General features: G+C 43.0%; 2 protein-coding genes. Both read right to left on the reverse strand.

Annotation, left to right across the window (positions count from 1 at the left end):
- Nucleotides 1-60: 60 nt before the first annotated feature.
- Nucleotides 61-7,167, reverse strand: coding sequence for a Cna B-type domain-containing protein (locus HMPREF9706_RS02900; RefSeq protein WP_006907877.1), 7,107 nt, complete (start codon nucleotides 7,165-7,167; stop codon nucleotides 61-63).
- A 188-nt stretch (nucleotides 7,168-7,355) separates the two neighbouring features.
- A partial coding sequence (locus HMPREF9706_RS02905; protein WP_040444558.1) for an LPXTG cell wall anchor domain-containing protein occupies nucleotides 7,356-8,191 on the reverse strand: 836 nt, incomplete at its 5' end.

Here is an 8,191-nt window from a genome sequence, read left to right on the forward strand (position 1 = left end):
TACAATAAAAGACTCAATAAATGGAAGAAATCCATTTACTGAGTCTTAAAATCACAATTATTATAAACTATTTACATTCGAAAAATCGAAAATCAAGCAAAAGCCCATAAAAACAAGAAGAATTGCTATTAACCAGATAGCCGTCAAGTCTGATTCACCTGTTGCTGGAAGCGATGACTTCAATATAGGCTGATCAGGTTCTTCGGGTTTTTCTGGCTCCTCAGGTTTTTCGGGTTCATTAGGAATATTTGGTTCCTCGGGTGGAAGGTAGATATTCGTGATCACATAGCCTGCCTGCATGGAACCGGTCACTTGGCTAATATAATGATCGACCGCTAACTCTCTTACCGTATACTGGTAGTCCTTACCTGACGAATCTTTGGCTTCCAAGTCGGTCCATTCATGACTGAGTTGACCATTGGTTAATTGAATGGTATCAATCACTTGACCATTGCGTAGAAGTTCAATAGTAATGGTCGGACGGTCTTCACTGCCGCCTTGCCATACCTTTTCTACCTTAACTTGCGTCTTTGGAATCTTCGGTTCCTCAGGTGGAAGATAGGTATTAGTGATCACATAACCTGCCTGCATGGAGCCGGTCACCTGGCTAATATAATGATCGACCGCTAACTCTCTTACCGTGTAAAGATATGCTTGACCCTCGGAATCCTTAGCTTCCAAGTCGGTCCATTCGTGACTGAGTTGACCATTGGTTAATTGAATCGTATCAATCACTTGACCATTGCGTAGAAGTTCAATAGTAATGGTTGGACGGTCTTCATTGCCGCCTTGCCACACCTTCTCTACCCTAACTTGCGTCTTTAGAAGCTTTGGTTCTTCAGGTGGAAGATAGGTATTCGTAATCACATAGCCTGCCTGCATGGAGCCTGTTACCTTGCTAGTGTAACGATCGACCGCTAACTCTCTTACCGTGTAAAGATATGCTTGACCTTCGGAATCCTTAGCTTCCAGATTGGTCCATTCATGACTGCGTTGACTATTCGTTAATTGAATCGTATCAATCACTTGACCATTGCGTAGAAGTTCAATAGTAATGGTCGGACGGTCTTCACTGCCGCCTTGCCATACCTTTTCTACCTTAACTTGCGTCTTTGGAATCTTCGGTTCCTCAGGTGGAAGATAGGTATTAGTGATCACATAACCTGCCTGCATGGAGCCGGTCACCTGGCTAATATAATGATCGACCGCTAACTCTCTTACCGTGTAAAGATATGCTTGACCCTCGGAATCCTTAGCTTCCAAGTCGGTCCATTCGTGACTGAGTTGACCATTGGTTAATTGAATCGTATCAATCACTTGACCATTGCGTAGAAGTTCAATAGTAATGGTTGGACGGTCTTCATTGCCGCCTTGCCACACCTTCTCTACCCTAACTTGCGTCTTTAGAAGCTTTGGTTCTTCAGGTGGAAGATAGGTATTCGTAATCACATAGCCTGCCTGCATGGAGCCTGTTACCTTGCTAGTGTAACGATCGACCGCTAACTCTCTTACCGTGTAAAGATATGCTTGACCTTCGGAATCCTTAGCTTCCAGATTGGTCCATTCATGACTGCGTTGACTATTCGTTAATTGAATCGTATCAATCACTTGACCATTGCGTAGAAGTTCAATAGTAATGGTCGGACGGTCTTCACTGCCGCCTTGCCATACCTTTTCTACCTTAACTTGCGTCTTTGGAATCTTTGGTTCCTCGGGTGGAAGATAGGTATTCGTGACCTTAACGTGTTGATCAACAAGCTCGCCCACCGTACTTGTATATCCAGGGACAGGAGCTTCCCATACACTATATGTATAGATATTACCCGCTTTGTCGGTCACATCCAAATCGTACCAAGTATACTTGGGATTTCCAGATTTCAATTCAACGATCTTGCCATATGCTTGTCCATCTCTCATCAAGACTAGCTGAATAGTTGGCTTGTCTTTGGGTCCGCCTACCCATACCTTATCAACCGTGATACTTGTCTTGGGTACGATGTATTCATTAGTAATGGTGAAGCCTTGACAATCTTTGACAATCTCACCTTTTTGACGGAAATGATCCGACGTAAAGACTTCCTCAACCGTATAGTGATAGAGATTACCATCTGCATCATACTTGTCGAGGTCCGTCCATACGAAGCTTGTATCACCATCTTTTAAGGTCAACCGTTTGATCTCAACGTTATTTTGCTTAAGAACAAAGGTCACGTCTGGCTTGGCGATCGATTCGCCGCCAACCCACTTCTTAGTTACCTTGATCTGAGTCTTAGGTTGGTAAGTGTTGGTAAGTTCAACATGGTTATCACTTAATTCCGTACCTAACTGATAGTCTTGGTTATTAAGAATTCGTTCTCTAACGGTATAAACATAGAGATGGCCTGCCCCATCGGTTGCGGGAAGGTCAGACCAAGTATGACTGGTCTTACCATTCACCAATTCAATTGTACTAACAACTTCTTCAAACTGACTTCCATCAGCTTCAACAAAGGAGTGCTTGTTAACATCGAAGTCTGAGTTCAAGATCTGATCGGTTACTCGTCTCAATAACTCCAAAGTAATGGTTGGCTTGTCTTTTGGTCCACCTACCCATACCTTGTCAACCGTGATACTTGTCTTGGGTACGATGTATTCATTAGTAATGGTGAAGCCTTGACAATCTTTGACAATCTCACCTTTTTGACGGAAATGATCCGACGTAAAGACTTCCTCAACCGTATAGTGATAGAGATTACCATCTGCATCATACTTGTCGAGGTCCGTCCATACGAAGCTTGTATCACCATCTTTTAAGGTCAACCGTTTGATCTCAACGTTATTTTGCTTAAGAACAAAGGTCACGTCTGGCTTGGCGATCGATTCGCCGCCAACCCACTTCTTAGTTACCTTGATCTGAGTCTTAGGTTGGTAAGTGTTGGTAAGTTCAACATGGTTATCACTTAATTCCGTACCTAACTGATAGTCTTGGTTATTAAGAATTCGTTCTCTAACGGTATAAACATAGAGATGGCCTGCCCCATCGGTTGCGGGAAGGTCAGACCAAGTATGACTGGTCTTACCATTCACCAATTCAATTGTACTAACAACTTCTTCAAACTGACTTCCATCAGCTTCAACAAAGGAGTGCTTGTTAACATCGAAGTCTGAGTTCAAGATCTGATCGGTTACTCGTCTCAATAACTCCAAAGTAATGGTTGGCTTGTCTTTTGGTCCACCTACCCATACCTTGTCAACCGTGATACTTGTCTTGGGTACGATGTATTCATTAGTAATGGTGAAGCCTTGACAATCTTTGACAATCTCACCTTTTTGACGGAAATGATCCGACGTAAAGACTTCCTCAACCGTATAGTGATAGAGATTACCATCTGCATCATACTTGTCGAGGTCCGTCCATACGAAGCTTGTATCACCATCTTTTAAGGTCAACCGTTTGATCTCAACGTTATTTTGCTTAAGAACAAGGGTCACATCTGGCTTAGTGATCGATTCACCGCCAATCCAATTCTTAGTTACCTTGATCTTAATTTTCTCGATATATTCATTGGTCACGGTAAAGCCTTGGACACTTGAACGATATCCTTCAGGTGGAGTAACTTCCTCCAAGCGGTATTGGTAAAGTTGCCCCTTCTCATCATAGGCTAGTAGATCAGTCCAAGTATGTTCTAACGTACCAGATTCAAGGGTTACTTCATCAGACCAACCCTCCCTAGACAAACGAAGGGTAATATTAGGCAATTTCCCTTGAGGTGCATTCTTCCAGATCTTACGACCGATAATAGTCAAACGATCTGAAGCTTCAGAAGTCACCCCAACATGATAGCTATCGCGAATTCCAAGCGGACCACCCATATAGACACCTTCTCTTGCACTAGAAGAATATCCTGAGCCGCTTCCTCCTGATGAGCCACCACCACCGCCAGAAGAGAATGAACCTGAACCTCTTAAGGCTCGATAATTATCCGAATTAAAAGGTGCAATTTCCAGATCGTCCAGGACTTGTCTGGTCGATCGTTCAAGCCTTGAAAGGCTCTCTTCACGAGACCGTAATGCTAATGGCACATCAGGAACTGCTAATGGTGGCATTGGACCTGGTCCTGGATATGGTCCTGGATATGGTCCCGGATTTGGTGGTAAGTAAGGTGGCATTTCTGGACCGCAATGTCCACTATAAAATTGCGTATACTTCCACAAATTCATGGTCTTAAAGGCCGTGTAAGTAATGTCAGAGCTAAATTGCTCTTGCTTTATTTCAGGTGCCTTAACCGTCACCGTCAAAGTTGACGTCAAGATCATTTGATCGCCTTTTTTCCAAGTAAGGGTCACTGTATAAGAAGTATCCTGACTTGGCAGTTGACCACTGACCCACATGGTTGAAGGTTGATTAAGATCGATTGCCGCCTTGAGCAGCTTATTCGAGATATCTACCTTGTCAAAGACAAAATCTGTTGAAGGAGTTTGCCATTCAATCCGATGATTAAATACTCCCTGATCAATGCTTGCCTCAACTAATCTCACTGAATTCGATCCTCTATGGTCAACGGTCATCTGTCCCTTAAGATCCGCGACTCTTCCCCGCCAACTTGCTTGAGGCATAGGTGTGTGATCTCCAAAAACAGTCCAAACCTTTGGATTGACTGTCCCATCACCATTCTTAATTAAGAGCTTTTCAAGCTTAAAGGTAAAAGGCTGTCTATCTAGAAATTGTTCAGCTACCTTTTTATTTGCTAGCCACTGGTCTTTAATAGCTTCTGGAACATCATCGGTCGGACGATCTTGAGGTCCCACAAAGAAAGGACGATCATCCATGACTTCAATCGTTCGAAGGGCAACGAAGACAAGATAGCCCTCTTTGGTATAGGACACTCTAAAGAGTGGCACATCCTTCATCCGATAAGTATCATACTCGAATAAATCTTCTTCCAAGGATGGAAGGGAATCCCTAATCTTACAAGTTGGATCTGGGTTCGGCTCTGGGCTTGGTAACATTGGGTTTTCTTGATGTTTCAAGCCTTTAAAGATTAAATCCCCTCTTAGAATGATATCATTAGGAACTTGATCTCCCTGATAGAATCGCCAACCTGGATTAGCCTGAACCATAAAGAATTGGCCCTTATGAATCGTCTTTTTCGCCTTAAAATCTAAACGATAGACATATTGGCCTTGACCATTTTGATAAATCTCATGATCGACGATTACGCCTCCCTGTCTATCCGAAGGCCCTGGTCCAAAAGGATTGTTACTTGGGTCGGAAGCTTGGGTTAACCAATTACCTGTATTCTTCAAGATATCTTCAATCGGTGCTTTCTCAAGATCCAAAGTCGGTTGATCCGGTAATTTCCCTTGGTCAAGGCTATCCGGTAGAAGCAATAAATCATCCTTATTCAGATACTCAATCTCACGCCGCTTATCCAATAGCGACTCTAAAATCCGAAGCGGTTGTAGACCTTGCATATCTAAATTATCTTCTTGGAATCGCTGTTCATCTGTCTGAATCTGTTCTGAACGATATAGACTATTCGAAGAATCCACTTGCCAAGGCTTTTGATTCTGCTTCTTAAAGACAATCCGTTGCTGTTGATAATTAAATTCTCCAGGGAAGAAATCATCCGTTGCTGGGATCACCGTATCGCCTTGACGAGAGATGCCCTTCTCGCGTAAATAGCCTCCTCGATAGATGAACTTCAACTCATCCACCATCGCATCATCCGCTTGATCGACTGTAATCCCATAGTATAAACGACTCTTTTGAGGCAATTTCCGGTGGAAGGTCAAAAAGATCCGTCCATCCCTTTGCTCTAATGAGTACAAGTCCTTGGGCAGTTCAATCCGCTTTAAATATTTACTATGGATGTAGGAGCGATTATCGAAGTGGTTGGTCTCCTTAACCGATTCATCTGACCAATCTTGATAGTCCAGTACATAGACTTTTATTCGAGATAAATCAACTGCGGTTGATGATTCAAACACGACTTGATCACTTCCTCGATGGAAAAAGCTATGTTGCAAGAACTGTTGACCTTGGTCAAGGATAAAACGGCTTTCCTTATAGCGCGTCCCTTGTGGTATTTGATTATCGATGAAAGGACGATTGCTCTCCGTAAATTGCCCCATTTTCTTTTTTAATAGGGCTTCATCATACTCATAAGGGAACCAATAGTTATCCATCCAATTCATCCAAGGATCTACCTTGTGTTGATTACCCAACCAAACCAAAGGAACACTATAGGATACATTACTGTAGGGTCGATAATCCCAACCACCCGAATTCGATCGACCGACTTCCAATAAGTCATTATCCAGGTAAGTCATCCGCTTGAGATTGAAGCTAGGCGCAGTGCTTGAAGTAGCTTGCCAATCCGCCATTACCTTAAATCGCAAGATATGTCCCTCTTCGATAATGGATTCAGACAGAGTCGGCATTCCCTCCGCTTGATAGAGGACATCTTCTGCCCGCCCCTTCTTACCGATGAAATTCCCGCCATTCATGATCTTAATATCAATATAGTCGCCTTGCTTCAACGAGCGTGGCAATACCATCTTGATATCCAAAGGATAAGTGTATTCATCACTTAGATTATCCGTGTCATAAGGACTTCGTTTACCGCTCTTATCCCAAGCCGTACCGTCCCATTGGACGTCATTGCTAATATCTCGAATTGCTTCAACTGTCTTAGCTTCTGCTTCCTCAACAGGGGTTTGACCCAGCGATTCCTCACTTGGATCAGACGAATCAGTCGCTTGGCGAGAGGCTGGAATCGATTCTGGAGTCGACATAATATCCGACGGGTCCTCTTCAGAAGTCATACTATGAATATCTGATGCTTCATTCGGTGGAGCACCCCCTCCGCTGGATGGGTTACCTGCCATTGGATCCTGTGAAGGCTGATCGATCATGGGATCCGCTAGCTCCTGTGCTGACTCCTCGCTAGCTTCAGGCAATACTGTCCTTTCTTCATCAACCAACTCAGAGATCTGAGCTGCTTCAACTTCTGGTAAAGAACTTTTTGGGAGTGGTAAAGCCGCAGCTTGATCTTCTTCTTTGCTAACTTGATTGGACGCTATATAAGATGCCGGTTCCTCTGACGACTCACTGGCTTGAACCAGCACAGGGGTTGTCAGCAATGAACCCAGTAATAATGGCATTATTTTTAGTATTTTTCTCATTATTTTTCCTCCTTTCTTAATAAAATCTCCTATAAAGCCTTTACAATTTCATTCTATCACATTTTTTTAGTTTGGGTTGATTTATTTATATTTTGTTGAAAATAATAATTAAACGTTTGTCAAATTGCACACAAAAAGACCCAGGCAATGCCTGAGTCTTCATTTGACTCATCGATAAATCGATTGTCTTATTCTTCTTCTTTGCGGCGGCTAGCTACTAATCCTAATCCAGCAAGGATTGATAGAGCAGCTGCTCCGAAGATAACAGTGGAGTCATTTTCACCGGTTTGAGGTAATGATGCAGCATCAGCTTGTGATTGTTCATTTGAACCACTTGCTTGTCCGTCTGCTGCTCTTTCAACAACTAATTGGTTACCTGGGATCACATCTTGTGAACCATCTGGGTAAGTAATGGTTGCTGTACCATCGTTTCCGATTTCAACCTTAGTTCCAGCTGGGAACTTGTCTTTGTTAGCGTCTTCGATTGCTTTCTTAACCTTGGCTTTTTCGTCTTCAGTTAAGTGGTTCTTGTCGCCAACTAAGGTCTTATCCGCTGGAATTGTTGGGTCGATTTGATCTGCTTGAGATCCTTTATCAGGTTTCTTATCAGAACCATTGTCGTCTTGACCCTTCTTGTGGCCTTCAACTTCAATTTCAATTTCGACTTTTCCACCTGGAAGATCTGGATCTTCGATCGTGATATCGATTGGTCCGTCTACGTCTGTTCCTGGTGTTACCACGATATTGCCATTTTCATCGATTTCAACTGGAATATCTTTTCCATCTTCATCTTTGGCTGATACCTTAGTATCTTTATCTGGATTAGTAACCTTAACACCTGTGTCTTGTTTGTCATCGGTTGGTTTAACTGGTTTCTTACCAGATTCGTCAACTGATGTCTTGTTATCTTCAGGTTTCTTGTCAGAATTGTTGTCGTCTTGACCCTTCTTGTGGCCTTCAACTTCAACTTCGACTTCAACTTTTCCACCTGGTAGGTCTGGATCAGTTACTGTTACGTCGATTG

It is taken from the genome of Facklamia hominis CCUG 36813 (assembly GCF_000301035.1).
GTDB lineage: Bacteria > Bacillota > Bacilli > Lactobacillales > Aerococcaceae > Facklamia > Facklamia hominis.

Bases quoted from the DNA above. Each gene is read 5' to 3' on its own strand.
- HMPREF9706_RS02900 (WP_006907877.1), bottom strand. From the start codon at position 7,167: ATGAGAAAAATACTAAAAATAATGCCATTATTACTGGGTTCATTGCTG.